The following is a 17,033-nucleotide window of genomic DNA, read 5'->3' as shown; positions in this document are numbered from 1 at the left end:
TTAGCGCCCCAGGTAGACTTCGATCACGCGCGGGTCGGCCTGCACCTTGCTCATCGGCCCTTCGGCCAGCACCGAGCCTTCGTGCAGCACCGTCACCTTGCCCGTGCCCGCGATCTGGTTGACGAAGTCCATGTCGTGTTCCACCACCATCAATGAATGGCGGCCCCGCAGCTCGTTCAGCAGTTCGCCGGTGCGTTCGGTTTCGGCATCGGTCATGCCCGCCACGGGTTCATCCAGCAACAGCAGCTGCGGCTCTTGCATCAGCAGCATGCCGATTTCCAGCCACTGCTTCTGCCCGTGCGACAGCAGGCCGGCCGGGCGCCGCACTTCCGTGCGCAGGCGGATCAGGTCCAGCGTTTCGCCGATCTTGTCGGCCTGCTCGCTGCTCAGGCGCGAGAACAGCGTGGGCCGCACGCGCTTGTCCGTCTTCATCGCCAGCTCCAGGTTTTCAAACACGCTGTGCTGCTCGAAGACCGTGGGGCGCTGGAACTTGCGGCCGATGCCCGCGTGCGCAATCTGCGCTTCGTTCAAGGTTGTCAGGTCTATGCTCTGGCCAAAAAACGCGGTGCCCGCCGTGGGCCGCGTCTTGCCGGTGATGACGTCCATCATCGTGGTCTTGCCCGCGCCGTTGGGGCCGATGATGCAGCGCAGTTCGCCCACGCCGATGTCCAGCGTCAGGTCGTTCAGCGCCTTGAAGCCGTCGAAACTGACGGTGATGCCTTCCAGGTACAGGATGGCGCCGTGGCTGGTGTCCAGGCCCTTGGGGCTGACGCGGCCGTAGCCGGCATCGCCGCTGGGGCCGCCGTCCAGCATGGCCTGTTCGGTGTGCGTGCTGGTCATGCCTTCTTCTCCTGCAAGCGTGCCATGATGCGGCGGGCCAGGCCCACGATGCCAGTGGGCAGGAACAGCGTCACCAGCACGAAGATCAGGCCCAGCGCATACAGCCAGAATTCCGGCAGCACGCTGGTGAACCAGGTCTTCAAGCCATTGACCGCGCCCGCGCCGATGATGGGGCCGATCAAGGTGCCGCGCCCGCCGGTGGCCACCCAGATCACCATTTCAATCGAGGTCTCGGTCGACATTTCGCTGGGGTTGATGATGCCCACCTGCGGCACGTACAGCGCGCCGGCTATGCCGCACAACACGGCCGACAGGGTCCACACGAACAGCTTGAATCCCAAGGGGTCGTAGCCGATGAAACGCAGGCGGCTTTCGGCATCGCGCACGGCGGTCAGCACGCGGCCCAGCTTGGATTGCGTGACTACGCGCGCCAGGATCAACGCGCCCGCCAACGCGGCCAGCGTGATCCAGTACAACGCGGCGCGCGTGCCGGGCGCGGTGATGTCAAAACCCAGGATGCGCTTGAAATCGGTAAAGCCGTTATTGCCGCCAAAGCCCGTGTCGTTGCGAAAGAACAGCAGCATGGCGGCGAATGTCAGCGCCTGCGTGATGATGGAAAAGTACACGCCCTTGATGCGTGAGCGGAAGGCGAAGTAGCCGAACACAAAGGCCAGCACGCCGGGCACCAGCACCACCAGCAGCATCGCGTACCAGAAGTGCTCGGTGAAGGACCAGTACCAGGGGTAGCTCTTCCAATCCAGGAACACCATGAAGTCGGGCAGGTTGCTTTGGTAGACGCCGTCGCGGCCGATGGCGCGCATCAAATACATGCCGTGCGCGTAGCCGCCCAGTGCAAAGAACAGGCCGTGGCCCAGCGACAGGATGCCGGCGTAGCCCCACACCAGGTCCAGCGCCAGCGCCGCCATCGCGTAGCACATGAACTTGCCCAGCAGCGCCACGGCATACGCGGACACGTGCAGCGCATGGCCGGGCGGAAACACCAGGTTCAGCAGCGGCAGCAGCGCCAGCAGTGCGGCCGCCACGGCCAGGGCCGTCCACGCGCGGCCCGAGAACAGGGGGCGGCGGGTCAGCAGGGTCAGATCGGTCAGCGCGGTCTGTTTCATTCAACGCTCCGGCCGCGAGGGGCGAACAGGCCTTGCGGCCGCTTTTGGACAAACAGCACGATGAGCACCAGGATGGTGATCTTGGCCATGACGGCGCCCGCATAGGGCTCCAGGAATTTGTTGACGCCGCCCAGCCCCATGGCCGCGATGACGGTGCCGGCCAACTGGCCCACGCCGCCCAGCACCACCACCATGAAAGAGTCGACGATGTAGCCGCGCCCCAGGTCGGGCCCCACGTTGCCCAGCTGCGACAAGGCCACGCCGGCAAGGCCCGCAATGCCCGAGCCCAGGCCGAAGGCCAGCATGTCCACGCGTCCGGTCGGCACGCCCACGCAATCGGCCATGCGCCGGTTCTGCGTGATGGCGCGCACGAACAGCCCGAGGCGCGTGTGGTTCAGCAGCACCCACACCAGGAACACCACAAAGAAGGCAAAGCCGATGATGACCAGCCGGTTGTAGGTCAGCACCAGGCCGCCCAGCACCGTGATGCCGCCGGACATCCAGCTGGGGTTGCCGACTTCCACGTTCTGCGCGCCGAACAGCGTGCGCACGCCTTGCATCAGCATCAGGCTGATGCCCCACGTGGCCAGCAGCGTTTCCAGCGGCCGGCCGTACAGCCAGCGGATCACGGTGCGTTCCAGCGCCATCCCGACCAGCGCCGTCACGACGAAAGCCAGCGGCAGCGCCGCCACCACATACCAGTCCAGCCAGCCCGGCAGCCAGGCACGAAACAGCGACTGCACCACGTAGGTCACATACGCGCCGATCATCAGCAATTCGCCGTGCGCCATGTTGATGACGCCCATCAAACCGAAGGTGATGGCAAGCCCCAGCGCCGCCAGCAGCAACACGCTGCCCAGGCTGATGCCGTAGAACAGGTTGCCGGCCCATTCAATCGTGGCCAGGTGGCGGTCGATCTGTTTAAGCGCGGTGGCCGCGGCCTCGCGCACGCCGGTATCCGGTTCGGTGTATGCGCCGTCGCGCTCTTGCGTCAGCGCGGCAAGCGTCGGGCGGAACGCGGCGTTGCGCGTGTTGCCCAGCAGTTCCACGGCATGGCGGCGCTTGGCCGGGTCGGCGCTTTTCAATTCCAGGTTGGCCTGCGCGATCAGCAGCGCGTCGCGCACGGCGTCATTCTTTTCGGAGGCCAGCGCCTTTTCAAGCATGGGCAGGCGGGCGGGGTCGCCGGTCTGCTGCAAGCGGCGCGCGGCGTCCAGCCGTTCATTGGGCTTGTCCGAAAACAAGCGCGAACCCGCCAGCGCGGCCTCGATGGCGCGGCGCAGGCGGTTGTTGATGCTGACGGTGCCGGAACCCGAAGGCAGGTCCACGGCCGCGCCGGTCATCGGATCGGTGGCGCGCGCGCTGTCGATGCCGATCAGCACGCGTCCATCCGGCGTGGCATAAAGCTGGTCATTGCCCAGCGCCTGCAAGACGGCCGCGGCGCCGGGTTCGGGCAGCTGGCCCAGCGCGGCAATCGCTTGCAGCTTGGCGTCCGTGTCGTCGCCGGCCAGCGGCGCAAGCAGGGCCGGGTCCACGCCCGCTGCCGCCGCGGGGGCGGCCAGCAGCGGCATGGCAAGCAGCCACGCAAGAAGAAGACGACGCAAAACGTGTGCGATTGCCGCGATGTGCATGGCTGCTGTTTCCCTTAGAGGCCTTGCTTGCCTTCGTTACCCGGGATGTACGGGCTCCAGGGTTGAGCGCGGATCGGACCCTTGCTCTTCCACACCACGTTGAACTGGCCGTCCGCCTTGATCTCGCCGATGTAGACGGGCTTGTGCAGGTGGTGGTTGGTCTTGTCCATTTCGATGGTGTAGCCGTCGGGCGCGTTGAACTTCTGGCCGCCCATTGCCGCAATCACCTTGTCCACATCGGTGGTCTTGGCCTGTTCCACGGCCTGCTTCCACATGTGGATGCCGACGTAGGTGGCTTCCATCGGGTCATTGGTCACGACCGTGCTGGCGTTGGGCAGGTTCTTGGCCTTGGCGTAGGCCTTCCACTTCTTGATGAATTCCTCGTTGACCGGGTTCTTCACCGATTGGAAGTAGTTCCACGCGGCCAGGTGGCCGACCAGCGGCTTGGTGTCCACGCCGCGCAGTTCTTCTTCACCCACCGAGAACGCCACGACCGGCACGTCGGTAGCCTTCAGGCCGGCGTTGCCAAGCTCCTTGTAGAAGGGCACGTTGGAATCGCCGTTGATGGTCGAGATGACGGCCGTCTTGCCGCCGGTGGCGAACTTCTTGATGTTGGCCACGATGGTCTGGTAGTCGGAATGGCCGAACGGCGTGTAGACCTCGTCGATGTCGCTGTCCTTGACGCCCTTGGAATGCAGGAAGGCGCGCAGGATTTTGTTGGTGGTGCGCGGATAGACGTAGTCGGTGCCCAGCAGCACGAAGCGCTTGGCGCCGCCGCCGTCTTCGCTCATCAGGTATTCCACGGCCGGAATCGCTTGCTGGTTGGGCGCGGCGCCGGTGTAGAACACGTTCTTCTCAAGCTCTTCGCCTTCGTACTGCACCGGGTAGAACAACAGGCCGTTCAATTCCTTGAAGACCGGCAGCACCGACTTGCGCGACACCGACGTCCAGCAGCCAAACACCACTGCCACCTTGTCCTGCGACAGCAGCTGGCGCGACTTCTCGGCGAACAGCGGCCAGTTCGACGCGGGGTCCACCACCACGGCTTCCAGCTTCTTGCCCATCACGCCGCCGTTGGCATTGATTTCGTCGATGGTCATCAGCGCGACGTCTTTGAGCGACGTCTCCGAGATGGCCATGGTGCCCGACAGGGAATGCAAGATGCCGACCTTGATGGTGTCTTCGGCGGCGAATACCTGCGGCATCCAACCGGACATGGCCAACAGGCTCATGGCGGTCAGTTGCTTCAAGGCTAGTCTGCGTTTCATGGTGACTCCTGGATGGAATGTGCCGGACGCACCGGCAGGAACGATCTCTAACAACACCTGACAACAAGGACCTCAAAGCAAAAGGCATGCCAAGTGCGTGGCGCGCGTCGGGCCGCTGTATGAAGAGGGGGTGTTTACGCGAATGCCGGCGTGCGTGGCTCGGCGGTCGTGGCCGGATCAAAACAGTGCCGCGTGCACAAAACAGGTGCGTGTCCTGCCCGCTTGCGGTGCGCGTGATGCGAGCGCGGTGGGCGCGCGACGGCCATTGCATGGAGCCATGCGCCGCGCGCCAGAGGGAAACGCCGCCAGTCCGCCAACATGGCACGGCTATTGCTTGGGAATCCGTACTTGTATACAAGAAAGGATTCCAGCATGAATGCCGCAGCAACCCAGACGAGCCCCATTGGTTGGACCATCGCGCAATGGCAGGCCGCCTACCGCGACACCGGCGCGCAGCCCGACGTGCTGCTGGCCGATTACGCCGCGCCGCAAGACGGGCCTGTGGACAATGCCTGGATCTGCCGCGTGGACCGCGCCACGCTGGATGAGCAACTGGATGGCCTGCGCCTGATGCTGGCCGCCGTGGGCGGCGACATGACGCGCCTGCCGCTGTACGGTGTGCCGTTCGCCATCAAGGACAACATCGATGCGGCGGGTTGGCCCACGACGGCGGCCTGCCCGGAGTTCGCCTACACCGCACTGGAAGACGCGACCGTGGTGCAGCGCCTGCGCGCGGCCGGCGCCATCCTGATCGGCAAGACCAACCTGGATCAGTTCGCCACCGGCCTGGTGGGCACGCGCTCGCCGCATGGCGCGGTGGCCAACACGTTCAACCCCGACTATGTCAGCGGCGGTTCCAGCTCAGGGTCCGCCTCGGTGGTGGCGCGCGGCATTGCCGCGTTTTCGCTGGGCACCGACACCGCCGGCTCGGGCCGCGTGCCGGCCGGGTTCAACAACATCGTGGGCCTCAAACCCACCAAGGGCTGGCTCAGCACGGCGGGCGTGGTGCCGGCGTGCCGCACGCTGGATTGCGTGTCGATCTTTGCGCTGACCGTGGCCGACGCCGAACTTGTTGCCGAGGTTGCGGGCGGCTACGACGAACGGGATCCGTATTCGCGCCAGACGCCGGCCGGCGCCTCGCTGCCGTGGCCGCGCGCGCCCAAGCTGGCGGTGCCCGCCACCTTGGAGTTCTTTGGCGATGCGCAGGCCGCCGCCGTGTTCGAGGACGCCGTACGCGCCTTGAAGGACACGGGCGCGCAAGTGCAGGCCATTGACTTTGCCCCCTTCAATGAGCTGGCCGCGCTGCTGTATCAAGGGCCGTGGGTGGCGGAACGTTTCGCGGCCGTGGAAGACTTGTGGCAAACGCAGCCCGACGCGATCAACCCCGTCGTGCGCGGCATTGTCGAGCAGGCCGCGAACTACACCGCGCTGGATGCGTTCAAGGCGGAATACCGCCGCGCGGAATTGACGCGGCAGATTCATCAGGCACTGGCCGGGTTCGACGCGCTGGTCGTGCCGACCTCGCCGTCGATCTACACCATTGCCCAGTTGCAGGCCGACCCCGTCACGCTGAATTCGCGTCTGGGCGTGTACACCAACTTTGCCAACCTGGCCGACCTGTCGGCGCTGGCCTTGCCCGCCGGCATGCGCGCCGACGGCTTGCCGTCGGGCATTACCGTGATCGGCCTGGCCTGGCAGGACCGCGCGCTGGCGCAGTTTGGCCGCTTGTGGCAAGCGCAACGCGGGCTGCCCCTGGGCGCTACCGGCGCACCGCTGCCCGCCGGCATCGACGCCGCGCGCGCGCCCGTCGATACGGTACGCGTGGCGGTCGTGGGCGCACACCTGACCGGCATGCCGCTGAACCATCAACTGACCTCGCGCCACGCGGTGCTGGTGGAAAAGACGCGCACCGCAAGCGACTACCGCTTGTATGCGCTGGCCAACACCACGCCGCCCAAGCCCGGGCTGGTGAAGTCCGAGTCCGGTGCCCCCATCGAGGTGGAACTGTGGGACGTGCCGGTGACGGCGTTCGGCGCCTTCGTGGCCGAGATCCCCGCGCCCCTGGGCATCGGCACGCTGGAGCTGGAAGACGGCCGGCTGGTCAAGGGCTTTATCTGCGAACCGCGCGGCCTGGACGGCGCGCGTGACATCACCGCGTTTGGCGGTTGGCGCGCGTATCTGGCCAGCCTGTCCGCCAACGCCGCCACCCCCCGCTAACCCCATCAAGCCACTGGGAGCCGAACCGTGTTCGATACCGTTCTGATTGCCAACCGAGGCGAAATCGCCGTCCGCGCCATCCGCACCCTGAAGCGCCTGGGCATCCGCAGCGTGGCCGTGTATTCCGACCCTGACCGCAACGCCGCGCACGTGCGCGAAGCCGACGTGGCCGTGGCCCTGGGTGGGGAGAAAGCCGCCGACAGCTACCTGCGCATGGACCTGCTGCTGGCCGCCGCGCGCGAGCACGGCGCACAAGCCATCTACCCCGGCTATGGCTTCTTGTCGGAAAGCGCTGAATTCGCCGAGGCCTGCGAGGCGGCCGGTATCGCGTTCGTGGGCCCCACGCCCTTGCAGATTCGCGAGTTCGGCTTGAAGCACCGCTCGCGCGAACTGGCCGCCGAAGCGGGCGTGCCGATGACGCCGGGCACGGGCTTGCTGGCCAGCTTGGGCGAAGCCTTGTCGCAGGCCGAGCGCATCGGCTACCCCGTCATGCTAAAGAGCACGGCGGGCGGTGGCGGCATTGGCTTGTCGCGCTGCGAGAACGAAGCGGAACTGACCGTGGCGTTCGACAGCGTGCAGCGCATGGGCGAACATTTTTTCCGCGATGGCGGCGCGTTTATCGAACGCTATGTGGATAACGCGCGGCACGTGGAAGTGCAGATCTTCGGCGACGGCGCGGGCCGCGTGTTGGCGCTGGGCGAACGCGATTGCTCGGTGCAGCGGCGCAATCAGAAAGTGATCGAAGAAACGCCCGCGCCGCTGCTGCCGGCCGCAACGCGCGCGGCGCTGCTGGCCGCCGCCGTGCAGCTGGGCGAGTCGGTGAACTACCGGTCCGCCGGCACGGTTGAATTCATCTACGACCCGGCGCGCGACAGTTTTTATTTCCTGGAAGTGAACACGCGTCTGCAAGTCGAACACCCCGTCACCGAAGCCGTCACGGGGCTGGACCTCGTGGAATGCATGCTGCGCGTGGCGGCAGGCGAAGCGCTGGACATCGCCGCGATGTCGCGCGCGCCGCAAGGAGCGTCCATCGAGGTGCGCCTGTATGCCGAAGACCCGTTGCGCCAATTTCAACCGTCGCCGGGCGTGCTGACCGAAGTGTTCTTTCCCGAGGGCGTGCGCGTCGATGGCTGGGTGGCGACCGGCACCGAGGTGCCCGCGTTCTACGATCCGATGCTGGCCAAGCTGATCGTGCATGCGGACACGCGCGAGGCGGCCTTGGACAAGCTGGCCGACGCGCTGGCGCGCACGCGTCTGCACGGCATCGCCACCAACCTGGACTACCTGCGCCAGATCGTGGCCGACGAACGTTTCCGCGCGGGCAAGCTGTCTACGCGTTTCCTGGACAGCTTTGCGTATCGGCCCGCCGCCATCGAAGTGCTGGAAGCGGGCACTTACACCAGCGTGCAGGATTATCCGGGCCGCACGGGCTACTGGGACATCGGCGTGCCGCCGTCCGGCCCGATGGACGACTACGCGTTCCGGCTGGCCAACCGCATCGTCGGCAACGCGCCGGACGCGGCGGGCATCGAGGCCACGCTGGTCGGCCCGACGCTGCGCTTTCATGGCGACACCATCGTGGCGTTGACGGGCGCCGAGTGCGCGGCAACGCTGGACGGCGAACCGGTGCCGATGTGGCAACCCATCGCCGTGCGTTCGGGCCAGGTGCTGGCCACCGGCCGCGCGCTGTCCGGTTGCCGCAGCTATCTGGCCGTGCGCAACGGCCTGGACGTGCCCGTCTACCTGGGCAGCCGCTCGACCTTTGCGCTGGGTCAGTTCGGCGGCCATGCCGGCCGCACGCTGCGCGTGGGCGATATGCTGGCCATCGTGCGTCCCGAGCTGGATGCGACGGCCACTGCGCCGCTGGCCGAACCCATGGCCGCGCCGGCCGACTTGATCCCCGCGTATGGCAACACCTGGGAAATCGGCGTGTTGTACGGCCCGCATGGCGCGCCGGATTTCTTCCAGCCCGAAGCGATGGACACGTTCTTCGCGGCGGATTGGGAAGTGCACTACAACTCGAACCGCCTGGGCGTGCGCCTGATCGGCCCCAAGCCCACCTGGGCGCGCGAGAACGGCGGCGAGGCGGGCTTGCACCCGTCCAACATCCACGATTGCGAATACGCCATCGGCAGCATCAACTTCACGGGCGACAGCCCCGTCATCCTGACGCGCGACGGCCCCAGCCTGGGCGGCTTCGTGTGCCCCGTGACCATCGCCAGCGCCGAGCTGTGGAAGGTGGGGCAGGTCAAGCCCGGCGACCGCATCCGCTTCGTGCGCATGGACTATCCGCGGGCGGTGGCGCTGCAATCGGCGCAGGACCAGAGCGTGGCCGCGCTGGCGGGCGTGGCGCCCGCCGCGACCCAGCCCAGCCCCGTGCCGGCCACCGTGTCCGAGACCATCGTGGCGGCGCTGCCCGCCGAGGGCGCGCGCCCGTCAGTGTCGTACCGCCAGGCAGGCGACGGCTATTTGCTGCTGGAATACGGCGAGAACGTGCTGGACCTGGCGCTGCGCATGCGTATCCACCTGCTGATGGAAGCGCTGAACGCCGATCCGATTCACGGGGTGGAAGAGCTGTCGCCGGGCGTGCGCTCGTTGCAGATCCGTTATGACAGCCGTCAGATCCTGCAAGGCGCGCTAATCGAGCGCCTGCTGAAGATTGAAGCGGGGCTGGCCGACGTGGCCACGCTGAAAGTGCCCACGCGCGTGGTCTACCTGCCGATGGCGTTCGAGGATACGGCCACGCTGGGCGCCGTGCGGCGCTACCAGGAAACCGTGCGCGCCAACGCGCCGTGGCTGCCGAACAATGTGGACTTCATCCAGCGCATCAACGGGCTGGCCAGCCGCAACGATGTGCGCGACATCGTGTTCGATGCCAGCTACCTCATTATGGGCTTGGGCGACGTGTACCTGGGCGCGCCGTGCGCCGTGCCGATCGACCCGCGACACCGCCTGCTGACGTCCAAGTACAACCCCGCGCGCACCCATACGGCCGAGGGCACGGTGGGCATCGGTGGCGTCTACATGTGCATCTACGGCATGGATTCGCCGGGCGGCTATCAGCTGGTTGGCCGCACCTTGCCGATCTGGAACAAGTTCTTGAAAAACCCCGTGTTCCAGGACGGCAAGCCGTGGCTGCTGCGCTTTTTCGACCAGGTGCGTTTCTACCCGGTGACCGAAGCAGAGCTGGACGTGTTGCGCGAAGACTTCCGCGAAGGGCGCGCCACGGTGCGCATCGAAGAAGAAGTCTTTGACTTCGCCGCGCACCAGCGCTTCCTGGCCGAGCAGGCCGACAGCATCGCCTTGTTCCAGACGCGTCAGAAAAGTGCGTTCGATGCCGAAGTGGCCTTGTGGAAAACGGAAGACGTGGCGGCCGAGCAACCCGCCGCGGCGCCCGAGCCCGAGGCCGACACCGCGCTGCGCGAGGGCGAACGCCTGGTCAGCGCCGACATGTGCGGCAACATCTGGAAGATACCGGTTCAGGTGGGGCAGAGCGTATCGGCCGGCGACACGCTGGTGGTCGTCGAAGCGATGAAGATGGAGCTGTCGGTCATCGCGCCCGCAGCGGGCACGGTCACGGCGATACGCTGCGTGCCGGGCAAGCCCGTCAACGCGGGCGACCCGCTGGTGGTGCTGGCCGAAGACGCCGCTTGCACCGTGGCGGGATGATGCGGCTGGAATCCGTTCAGGTCAGCCCGGCGATCCGGCCCGCGCCGGCGCTGGCCGGATCGCTGGCCGACCAGGTGTACCAGCGCATCAAGGACGACCTGTTCGACTTTCGCATGCTGCCGGGCGAACGCTTTACCGAAGCCGATCTGGTGGCGCGGCTGGGCGTCAGCCGCACGCCGGTGCGGCTGGGTCTGGCGCGCCTGGAGCGCGAAGGCTTCGTGCTGGCGCGCCCGCGCAGCGGCTGGCAGGTGCGGCCGTTTGATTTCGAACGCTTCGAGGCGCTGTACGACGTGCGCGTGGTGCTGGAGCAGGCAGCGGTGGACAAGCTATGCACGCGCGAGCCGATGGACGACTCCGGCATCCTGGGCGCGTTGAAAGACGTGTGGCTGGTGCCGCCGCCGCAGCGCATTCTGGATGGCCGCTTGGTGGCGCAGCTGGACGAGGCGTTTCATTGTTCGCTGGTAGCCGCCGCCGGCAACCCCGAGATGGCGCAGATACACCGCGACGTCACCGAGAAGATCCGCATCGTGCGGCGGCTGGATTTCACCAAGGATTTTCGGGTGGATGCCACCTACGACGAACACGCGGCGATCCTGCGCGCGGTGCTGGCAAGGCGCGGCGACGAGGCCGCGCGCATGCTGCGTTCGCATATCGAAATGAGCAAGGCGGAAGTGCGCAAGATCACGCTGCACATGCTGCATGAAGCGCGCCAGGGCGGGGGCTAGCCCTGCAACTGCCGGTAGACCTCTTGCGATACCCGTTGCAGTTCGTCGCGGCTGACCGCACCGGACAGGGCATAGCCAAACTGGCCTTCCACCCAATAAAACACCCGGACCGGCCCTTCCTGCGTGAACTGGAAGGCGGTCTGCCCGCCCGCGGCTTCGCGCGTAACGTACAGCGTCAGGCGTTGCCCATCGGCCGCGCCGTACATGAATTGTGCGACCGGACCCGAGCCGCCGGGCAGCAAGCGGCCGCCCACCAGTTCATAACCCGCCTGCGATAAGGACGGCGCGCGCACCGGCGCGCCCATGCGCTTGGTCAACCACGTGACCAGGCCTTTTTCGTTGTCGGCGCCCACTTCAACAGGGCGGCCCATGTCCGGCGCGTACACCGCGTGCGCGATGGCGGCGCGTTGGGCATAGCCGCCCGCCGCGCGTTCCGGGCTGGCGGTGGCCAATACCGTTTGCATGCGCTGCGCGTCCATCGCGCCGCGCGCCGTCCAGGCCGCGCCGGCGCTCACGGTGGCGATCAACACGCTGGCCGCCAGCGCGCGCCATGGGAACTGCCGCGCGGGCGCCTTCAAGGGCAGCCGCAAGGGCAGGGGTTCATCCAGCACCGGGTCCAGCAGCGCGTGCAGCGCGCGGCGCTGCGCCTGCCAGTCGGACACGCGGGTCTGGTCCTGCGGATGCGTGGCCAGGAAAGCGTCCACTTCGGCATGCCGCGCGGGCGGCAGCTGGCCATCCGCATAGGCATGCAGATCGGCTTCGGTGATGGGGCTGCCGGTGTTCGGTACCGGATGAAGGGATTTGTCGTTCATGTCATTTCACGCGATGCAGCCGGTTGACCGTGTCGCGACCCTGCATCAACGCGCCCAGCTTTTCACGGGCGCGTGACAGGCGCGACATGACGGTGCCCAGGGGCACGTCCAGCACCTGGGCCGTGTCCTGGTAGGACAGGTCTTCCACGCAAATCAGCAACAGCACTTCGCGCTGCTCGGGGGGCAAGGCTTGCAGGCAGCGGTCCAGATCACGTACCTCCAGATGGTCGGTCTGCGTGGCGCGCACCGGCGCGTCGGGCAAGTCGCCCGGCGCGGTCTGGTCGGCCCGCCGGTTGGTGGCGCGCACGCCGTCGATGAAGTGGTTGTGCATGATGCCGAACATCCAGGCGCGTAGCTCGCCGCGTTTTTGCCAGCGGGAAAAGCGGCTCCATGCGCGCTCCAACGTGTCCTGCACCAGGTCATCGGCCCGGTGCGGGTCGCCCGTCAGCCCGCGGGCGTAACGCCGCAGGCTGGGGATGCAGGCCAGGATCAGGGCCTCGTCGTCGGCGCGCATGGTCAAGCTGGGGCGGCGTCAGGCGCGGGTCAGGGCTTGATGACGTGCCAGACGTCCTTGAAGTTGTCGCCGGTCTTGTCGCCAGGCTTGGTGTCCTTGGCGTACAGGTAGACGGGCTTGCCCTTGTACGCCCATTGCTTGGAGCCGTCGTCGCGGGTGATGACGGTCAGATCGCCCATGGGCTTGGCGTCGGCGGGCGCGGCGACGGGCGGCCAGATCTTGGCGCACTGGTCGTTGCAGGCGCTTTTGCCCCCGCTGTCTTTGTCGAAGGTGTAGAGCGTCATGCCCGCGCTGTTGACCAGCATGCCGTCTTGCGTCTTGACGGCTTGGGCGTGGGCGCCGGCCGTGAACAGGGCGGCGGAGCCAAGAACCAGGGCGGCGGCGATATGTTTGCGCATGTTGAGCCTCGTACGATGTGGGGGAAGGGGTGACTGCCCACTACAGACGCCTGCCGCCGGGGCTTTATTCCAGGCGGGAAAAAAGAAATTGCATCGGTCGTTGCTGCAAGGGTCAGCCGGCCGGCCGGACCGCGCCGGGTTCGTAACGCATTTCATATTCCAGGTCGGTCTCCTTGACGCGGGTGAAGCCCAAAGCGGCGTACAGCCGCTGGGCGGGGTTGCTCTTGAGTACGTTCAGCGTCACGGGCGCGCCTTGCGCATCGGCCTGATCGAGGATGCTTTCCAGCAGGCGCCGGCCCAGGCCACGGCCCTGGAAGTCCGGCGCGATCTGGATCTGCACGATGTGCCAGCCGGCAGGGTCGCGGTAGTGCTTGAACAGGCCGGCGGGGCGGCCGTCCACCCAGACGATGTGCGCGTCGTCGAAGTGGTACTGGATGCGGGCCAGGTGGTCGGCGTCGGCCGTCGGCGCGCCGGCGCGTTCCAGGTGTTCCTGCATGGTGGCCTTGCGCAACGCCAGCAGAAAAGGCACGTCTTCTTCGGTGGCGGGCTGCAAGGCCAGGGAATGATCAGGGGCGCGGGGCGCTTGGGACGTCTTCATGGGGCTTCGGGGTGATTTCAGGGCGGGGTCGGGGTTTTGCGTTTGGCCAGCTTGCCGGTCTGATGAATCAGGTTATAGAGCTGTTGGGCCGCCGGCGCCAGCGGCCGGCCGCGCCGCGCGATCAGGCCCAGCGTGCGCGTGACGCGTGGATGCTCCAGCTTGACGCTGGTCAGCGTGGCGTGGCCGGCCAGCGGCATCGCCAGTTGCGGCACCGCCGCCACGCCCAGCCCGGCTTCCACCAGGCCCAGCAGGGTCATCACGTGACTGACTTCGAACGCGCTGACGGTGCGCTTGCCGCTCTTGGCCAGCGCATCGTCGATCAGCAGGCGGTTGCCGCTTTCCTTGGCGACGGTCATGAAGCGTTCTTGCGACAGGTCTTCCCACGACACGCTGCGGCGAGTCGCCAGCGGATGGTCGCGCCGCACCGCCAGCACGAAGTCTTCGCGCAGCACCGCCTTGAAGTCCACATCGGGTTCCTGCGTGCCGAAAAAGCTGATGCCGAAATCGGCGCGGCCCGTCACCACGCTGTTGAGCACGGTGTTGGCGGTTTCGTCGATGATGCGCACGCGGATGCGCGGGAAGCGTTCGGTGTAGTCGCGAATGACCGAGGGCAGGAAGTAATACGCCACGGAAGGCACGCAGGCCACGGTGACCAGGCCGCCGCGCTGCGCGGCCAGGTCGCCGATGCTGAGCACGGCGCTTTCCAGTTCATCGATGGCGCTGCGGGCGCGCTCCAGGAAGATGCGGCCCACCTGGGTCAGCGATACGCGGCGCGTGGTGCGTTCCAGCAGGCGCGCGCCCAGGATGCTTTCCAGCTTGTCGATGCGGCGGCTAAGCGCCGGCTGCGACAGGTGCAAGTCATCGGCCGCCGCGCGGAAGCTGGCGCGCTCGGCCACGGCCACGAACGCCTGTAATTCCTGTAAATCGAAATTGATGCGTGCCATGCATTAATCCATCCGTAAGTTGCAATTCACATCATAGCCAGGCCCGCGCAGAATGGCTTGCATGGAAACCATCATCCCTTGCGTCCTGATGCGCGGCGGCACGTCGCGCGGCCCCTTCTTCCTGAGCGACTGGTTGCCGGCTGACCCCGTGCAACGCGACCGCCTGCTGTTGATGGCCATGGGCTCGCCCCACGCGCTACAGATCGACGGCCTGGGCGGCGGCAACTCGCTGACCAGCAAGGTGGCCATCGTGTCGCGTTCGACCCGGCCCGACTGCGATATCGACTACCTGTTCGCGCAGGTGTCGGTGGAGAAGGCCAGCGTGGACACCCGCCCCAATTGCGGCAACATGCTGTCGGGCGCGGCGCCGTTCGCCATCGAGGAAGGCCTGGTCCAGGCGCAGGACGGCGTCACCTCGGTGCGGGTGCACAACGTCAATACCGGCGCCGTCATCGAAGCCGTGGTGCAAACCCCGGGCGGCCACCTGACTTACGAAGGCGATGCGCGCATTGACGGCGTGGCCGGGTCGGCGGCGCCCGTGCGGCTGAACTTCCTGGACGCCTGGGGCGCGGTCACCGGCCGCTTGTTTCCCACGGGCCGGCGGCAGGACACCGTGGATGGCGTGGCGGTCACCTTGATCGATGCGGCCATGCCGATGGTGCTGATGCAGGCCGCCGACTTTGGCCTGTCGGGCAGTGAAAGCGCCGCGCAGCTGGACGGCAACGCCGACCTGCTCCCGCGCATCGAGCGCATCCGGCTGCAAGCCGGCCTGCTCATGGGCCTGGGGGACGTCTCGAACAGCGTCATTCCGAAACCGGTGCTGGTGGCGCCGTCCCCAACCCAAGATGGGCTGGCATTGCAATCGCGTTATTTCACGCCGCGCGCCTGCCATCGGGCGCATGCCGCCACGGGCGCGGTGGGCGTCGCCAGCGCCTTCCTCATGCCCGGCACGGTGGCCCACGATTGTGGCGGGCCGCCGATACAGGCGGGGTATCGCAGCGTGCGTATCGAACACCCATCGGGCGCGATGAGCATCGATGTCGACCTGGACCCGGCCAGCGGCGTGGTGCGCAGGGCGGGCTTGGTGCGCACCGCGCGCAAGATCATGAAAGGGCAGTTGTACGTGCCCGGCCAGTACACCGATGCACCCGTCTGCGTGGAGGAATCCCACGCAATGGCTTAGCCCGTTGATACCAGTCAACGGGTAATCGGGTCCGGCAAAAAGGGCAAAACCGCCCCGGACCCTTGATCTTTCCCTACCGTCGAAGCGACCCGTGGCTATGACACAGAAGTGCCGCGCGACGACCCCTGAATCAGGAGACAACCATGAAGCACCCTCACGTCAAGACCGCCTGCGCGGCCGCCATGCTGTTTGCGTTCAGTGCGTTTGCGCACGCCGAGTTTCCCGAGCGTGCCATCACGCTGGTCGTCCCCACCGCGGCGGGGGGCGGCAACGACGTGCTGGCGCGCGTGGTGGGGCAGAAGATCGGCGAGCTGCTGGGCCAGACCGTCATCGTGGTGAACAAGCCCGGCGCGCAAGGGGCCATTGCGTCCGACTACGTGGCGCGTCAGCCGGCTGACGGCTACACGCTGATGCTGGGCTACATCGGCACGCACGGCATCAATCCCGCCATGCAGAAACTGAACTACGACCCCGTCAAGGACTTCACGCCAATCGGCATGGTGGCCGATTCGCCCACCATCATGGTCGTGTCCACGCGCATCCCGGTCAAAGACGTGGCGGCGCTGGTGAAGTACGGCCATGAGCATCCGGATGGCTTGAACTATGCATCGGCGGGCCCGGGCACCGCGCCGTCGGTGGCCGGCGAACTGTTCAATCAAGCCACCGGCACCACCATGCTGGACGTGCCGTACAAAGGCTCGGCGCCGGCACTGACCGACACCTTGGGGGGCGTGACGCAGGTCATGTTTCCCAGCCTGTTCAGCGTGTACCCGCACCTGAAGTCGGGCATGATCCAGGCCCTGGCGGTGGCCGGGTCGACGCGCTCGGCGGCGTTGCCGGACTTGCCCACGCTGGCCGAAGCGGGCGTCAAGGGCGTGGACGTGCCGCAGTGGTACGCCATCTTTGCGCCCGCCAAGGCGGCGCCGTCGGTGGTGGTGACGCTGAACAAGGCGCTGAACCAGGCCTTGGCGGACCCGGCGGTGGCGCAGAAAATCGCGGAGCAAGGGGCCGAGGTGCGCCAGAGTACGCCGGCCGAATTGGGGGCGTTCGTGGAGAGCGAGGCACTGCGTTGGAAGCAGTTGCTGGGCAAGCGCAAGCTGGCTTCAGGCTGAC

At 66.9% G+C, this 17,033-nt stretch carries 14 protein-coding genes; 5 read left to right on the top strand and 9 right to left on the bottom strand.

The window, feature by feature from the left end; genetic code table 11:
• Genes urtD through urtA form a run of 4 tightly spaced genes read right to left on the bottom strand, consistent with a single transcriptional unit; the run spans position 1 to position 4,860 of the window.
• Complete coding sequence (gene urtD / locus AC0Z35_RS01425; protein ID WP_046805195.1) at positions 1-840, bottom strand: urea ABC transporter ATP-binding protein UrtD; 840 nt, start codon at positions 838-840, stop codon at positions 1-3.
• Positions 837-1,964, bottom strand: a complete 1,128-nt coding sequence (gene urtC, locus AC0Z35_RS01420; RefSeq protein WP_046805196.1) for an urea ABC transporter permease subunit UrtC — start codon at positions 1,962-1,964, stop codon at positions 837-839. The genes urtD and urtC overlap by 4 nt, the downstream gene beginning before the upstream one ends.
• Positions 1,961-3,592, bottom strand: a complete 1,632-nt coding sequence (gene urtB / locus AC0Z35_RS01415; protein WP_485131543.1) for an urea ABC transporter permease subunit UrtB — start codon at positions 3,590-3,592, stop codon at positions 1,961-1,963. Before urtB ends, urtC begins: the two co-directional genes overlap by 4 nt.
• Positions 3,593-3,606: 14 nt before the next feature.
• The gene (urtA, locus tag AC0Z35_RS01410; RefSeq protein WP_046805198.1) at positions 3,607-4,860 is read right to left on the bottom strand and encodes an urea ABC transporter substrate-binding protein; all 1,254 of its coding nucleotides are present in this window, start codon (positions 4,858-4,860) and stop codon (positions 3,607-3,609) included.
• A gap of 372 nt (positions 4,861-5,232) precedes the next feature.
• On the opposite strand from urtA, the gene atzF reads away from it, so the two are divergent.
• Genes atzF through AC0Z35_RS01395 form a run of 3 tightly spaced genes read left to right on the top strand, consistent with a single transcriptional unit; the run spans position 5,233 to position 11,471 of the window.
• Complete coding sequence (gene atzF / locus AC0Z35_RS01405; RefSeq protein ID WP_485131544.1) at positions 5,233-7,077, top strand: allophanate hydrolase; 1,845 nt, start codon at positions 5,233-5,235, stop codon at positions 7,075-7,077.
• A 27-nt stretch (positions 7,078-7,104) separates the two neighbouring features.
• Entirely contained in the window at positions 7,105-10,746 is a 3,642-nt protein-coding gene (uca, locus tag AC0Z35_RS01400; RefSeq protein WP_485131545.1) for an urea carboxylase, read from the top strand.
• The gene (locus AC0Z35_RS01395) at positions 10,743-11,471 is read left to right on the top strand and encodes a GntR family transcriptional regulator (protein WP_319308743.1); all 729 of its coding nucleotides are present in this window, start codon (positions 10,743-10,745) and stop codon (positions 11,469-11,471) included. The genes uca and AC0Z35_RS01395 overlap by 4 nt, the downstream gene beginning before the upstream one ends.
• Here the strand turns inward: AC0Z35_RS01395 and AC0Z35_RS01390 are convergent.
• From AC0Z35_RS01390 to AC0Z35_RS01370, 5 genes are all read right to left on the bottom strand, one after another.
• Positions 11,468-12,283, bottom strand: a complete 816-nt coding sequence (locus tag AC0Z35_RS01390) for an anti-sigma factor family protein (protein WP_120156771.1) — start codon at positions 12,281-12,283, stop codon at positions 11,468-11,470. The two genes, AC0Z35_RS01395 and AC0Z35_RS01390, sit on opposite strands and share 4 nt — an antisense overlap.
• 1 nt (position 12,284) lies before the next feature.
• Entirely contained in the window at positions 12,285-12,797 is a 513-nt protein-coding gene (locus AC0Z35_RS01385; protein ID WP_046805248.1) for an RNA polymerase sigma factor, read from the bottom strand.
• Between the two features lie 29 nt (positions 12,798-12,826).
• Positions 12,827-13,195, bottom strand: coding sequence for a COG4315 family predicted lipoprotein (locus AC0Z35_RS01380; protein ID WP_046805203.1), 369 nt, complete (start codon positions 13,193-13,195; stop codon positions 12,827-12,829).
• Between the two features lie 112 nt (positions 13,196-13,307).
• Positions 13,308-13,793, bottom strand: a complete 486-nt coding sequence (locus tag AC0Z35_RS01375; protein ID WP_314365015.1) for a GNAT family N-acetyltransferase — start codon at positions 13,791-13,793, stop codon at positions 13,308-13,310.
• 17 nt (positions 13,794-13,810) lie between these two features.
• Positions 13,811-14,737 (bottom strand): LysR family transcriptional regulator, encoded by a 927-nt coding sequence (locus AC0Z35_RS01370; RefSeq protein WP_104145583.1) that lies wholly within the window; start codon positions 14,735-14,737, stop codon positions 13,811-13,813.
• Between the two features lie 61 nt (positions 14,738-14,798).
• Here AC0Z35_RS01370 and AC0Z35_RS01365 point away from each other — a divergent pair, with 61 nt between their 5' ends.
• A complete protein-coding gene (locus tag AC0Z35_RS01365) occupies positions 14,799-15,920 on the top strand; it encodes a 4-oxalomesaconate tautomerase (protein WP_219990939.1) in 1,122 nt (373 codons plus the stop codon).
• 143 nt (positions 15,921-16,063) lie between these two features.
• The gene (locus AC0Z35_RS01360) at positions 16,064-17,032 is read left to right on the top strand and encodes a Bug family tripartite tricarboxylate transporter substrate binding protein (RefSeq protein WP_104145581.1); all 969 of its coding nucleotides are present in this window, start codon (positions 16,064-16,066) and stop codon (positions 17,030-17,032) included.
• The last annotated feature ends 1 nt before the right edge of the window (position 17,033 follow it).

This window comes from Achromobacter sp. 1L-A-4-B-C2 (assembly GCF_057291955.1).
The sequence above is the reverse complement of the archived record's forward strand: the minus strand, read 5'-3'. Positions and strand labels throughout refer to the sequence as shown.

Coding starts and splice junctions, on each gene's coding strand:
- urtA (WP_046805198.1), bottom strand. CDS start 4,860: ATGAAACGCAGACTAGCCTTGAAGCAACTGACCGCCATGAGCCTGTTG.
- urtC (WP_046805196.1), bottom strand. CDS start 1,964: ATGAAACAGACCGCGCTGACCGATCTGACCCTGCTGACCCGCCGCCCC.
- urtB (WP_485131543.1), bottom strand. CDS start 3,592: ATGCACATCGCGGCAATCGCACACGTTTTGCGTCGTCTTCTTCTTGCG.
- urtD (WP_046805195.1), bottom strand. CDS start 840: ATGACCAGCACGCACACCGAACAGGCCATGCTGGACGGCGGCCCCAGC.
- AC0Z35_RS01375 (WP_314365015.1), bottom strand. CDS start 13,793: ATGAAGACGTCCCAAGCGCCCCGCGCCCCTGATCATTCCCTGGCCTTG.
- AC0Z35_RS01380 (WP_046805203.1), bottom strand. CDS start 13,195: ATGCGCAAACATATCGCCGCCGCCCTGGTTCTTGGCTCCGCCGCCCTG.
- AC0Z35_RS01385 (WP_046805248.1), bottom strand. CDS start 12,797: ATGCGCGCCGACGACGAGGCCCTGATCCTGGCCTGCATCCCCAGCCTG.
- AC0Z35_RS01365 (WP_219990939.1), top strand. CDS start 14,799: ATGGAAACCATCATCCCTTGCGTCCTGATGCGCGGCGGCACGTCGCGC.
- AC0Z35_RS01360 (WP_104145581.1), top strand. CDS start 16,064: ATGAAGCACCCTCACGTCAAGACCGCCTGCGCGGCCGCCATGCTGTTT.
- atzF (WP_485131544.1), top strand. CDS start 5,233: ATGAATGCCGCAGCAACCCAGACGAGCCCCATTGGTTGGACCATCGCG.
- AC0Z35_RS01395 (WP_319308743.1), top strand. CDS start 10,743: ATGATGCGGCTGGAATCCGTTCAGGTCAGCCCGGCGATCCGGCCCGCG.
- AC0Z35_RS01390 (WP_120156771.1), bottom strand. CDS start 12,283: ATGAACGACAAATCCCTTCATCCGGTACCGAACACCGGCAGCCCCATC.
- AC0Z35_RS01370 (WP_104145583.1), bottom strand. CDS start 14,737: ATGGCACGCATCAATTTCGATTTACAGGAATTACAGGCGTTCGTGGCC.